The organism is Neobacillus sp. KR4-4 (assembly GCF_042136325.1).
In the GTDB taxonomy this organism is placed as follows: domain Bacteria; phylum Bacillota; class Bacilli; order Bacillales; family Cytobacillaceae; genus Neobacillus.
In genome coordinates this window covers 1-2,131 of the sequence record NZ_JBHHJU010000067.1, presented here as the reverse complement: position 1 = coordinate 2,131, position 2,131 = coordinate 1, and the positions used below count along the sequence as shown (strand labels likewise).

Sequence of the window (2,131 nt, the reverse complement as noted above, 5' to 3'; positions counted from 1 at the left end):
CTTGTAATCAGTAGGTTGGGGGTTCAAGTCCTCTCGCCGGCACCATTAGTACGAGCCATTAGCTCAGTTGGTAGAGCATCTGACTTTTAATCAGAGGGTCGAAGGTTCGAGTCCTTCATGGCTCACTATTTCAAATTAAAATAAAAGTTTGTGCGGTATTGCCGGGTTCGAACCCAATTTTTCCTTCGTTTTCAACTCCTTTGAAAAACTCGCAACATTGCTTTATACCCCCTTTCATTAGCAATCATTTCTCTACAGTTCGTACTTTCCAAATTTTTAATATAAGTTTTATTACCCAATAAAAAAAGAAAAAGTTACATATAAGTCCTAACGAAGCCAAAGTTAAGTGCCTTCCATCATAAACAAAGCCATCCGCTGGAAAACCAAAGTAAAAAGCACCCGTATCTTTTTCAACTCGATAACCAGTTGTTGGAATAATAGTGAAAATAATAGTTGAAATTAGACTTAATATAGATAACCTTTTTTTGTAGATCTATTTTACTCGTGAGACTTAATAAAACCAATATTATTAACGCATTTAGTCCAATCCCCATTATAAAGTCAAAAACACTCTCTACGTGATTCATTAAAAGCACCTCTCCCAGCTATGGATATATTTTTTATAGTATCATTTTTATTATATTTCGAATATTTTATTTCTAAATTTCCCTTTTCAGCTAGCCGGCTTAGTTAGCGAAATAAGAAAAAGGATCGCCGTTGCAATCCTTTTTAGCTTAAGCTGGTTTAGTTTAAGTGCATTTCTTCGCAATCTTTTTTTGCGACCATTGGAATTGTAGGGCTCGGAGACATTAAAAGTAAGCCACCGTCACACCAGGAATACTGCAAATGAATGGAAACCCGTTCAAGATCTCATTCTAATTTATCTTCATCCGATTTACCGATTGAGGCGGTTGCTCCATCCAGCCACGTTTAATTAGAAGATCGATACCCTTTGCTCCATACCTCATAACCTCAAAAGTTAATTGTACATAATGAGTTGCTATGTCCTTTCTCATTGAAACAGACATCGAATAGGATAATAATTGAATACCAGCGGCAGCTGTCGTACTTATTATGAATAAAATTAACCGATTTGAAAATGGTGATAAAGTAGAATCAGTTACTTCCATACTTACAGGAATATTACCAATATGCCCTTCTTCCTTCAACACCTTGTTAAAAGTTTCTATCTGTTTCTCTGCAAGTTGTCTCCCTTTAATCAAATAATCTTTAATTTCTTTATCCTTAGTGACCTGTATTAAACCAAATAATAATAGAAGTCCAATACAATTTCGTTCAATTGTATAAAAGATCTCTCCAAGTTCAATCGCATTTATTGGTCTCTTCTCACCAAGTAACGATTGGAGAAGAGGCGGGTCCTTTTCAATATATTCTACCTTATGGGGATAAGGAATTTTTGGGGGTCGATCGTAAATCCCCTTAGACAGCATTAATTGAAGTGATTTCTTATAAAGTTGAGTGCTTGTGTATAAAGCATTATCCAAGAATTGGACAGTATCACTTCTAGCCACCTTTGTCAGTGATTTAGCATAGTAATCAACATTCATTTGACCTACACGATATACAAAGCTGAGAGCAAATAAATCTGTAAAAAGGGGAGGTGCAGATAAGTCTATATCGTTTTCAGAGAATCCCTTAGGAATAGGAAATTGATCTTTGTTAAAAATATCTTTGATTTCATTGATATAGTTATTTGATAATTGTAAGGCATCCTCAACGATCGGTTTAATTTCGGCATCCTGTATAAACGTTAAAAAATGCTTGAAGAAACAAACTGTGGCGGTATTTTGAATATAGGTTGTCCATAAAGCTGTCATCTCTGGGGTAGTTAAATCAATCTTATGTTGTTCCATTTTAGCATCGCCTCTTAGCTAGTCCTTTTTATAATTTGTGTTTCAAAAATAAAAATTATGTATTTATTACATAATCTCCCACGTTACCAGAACAAGAAGAGTGACTGCTCTTAGTAAACAATCGCACCCATTCGTATTATAAGGTTAACCAGATAAGAAAATATTTCTGGTTGACCTTTATTTATATGGTCTTATTATAACAGTAGCCAGGGTAGAACGTCCGCACCCGTGGGACTTTGATCCCGTCAAGTAAACCG

The 2,131-nt window shown here is 35.2% G+C and carries 1 protein-coding gene and 1 tRNA gene; one reads left to right on the top strand and one right to left on the bottom strand.

The window, feature by feature from the left end:
• Positions 1–52 precede the first annotated feature (52 nt).
• Positions 53–125, top strand: a tRNA-Lys gene (locus tag ACE198_RS27895).
• 750 nt (positions 126–875) lie between these two features.
• On the opposite strand, the gene ACE198_RS27890 is transcribed toward ACE198_RS27895, so the two are convergent.
• A complete protein-coding gene (locus tag ACE198_RS27890; protein WP_375377788.1) occupies positions 876–1,874 on the bottom strand; it encodes a DUF3231 family protein in 999 nt (332 codons plus the stop codon).
• Between the last annotated feature and the right edge of the window lie 257 nt (positions 1,875–2,131).

Bases quoted from the DNA above. Each gene is read 5' to 3' on its own strand.
- ACE198_RS27890 (WP_375377788.1), bottom strand. From the start codon at position 1,874: ATGGAACAACATAAGATTGATTTAACTACCCCAGAGATGACAGCTTTA.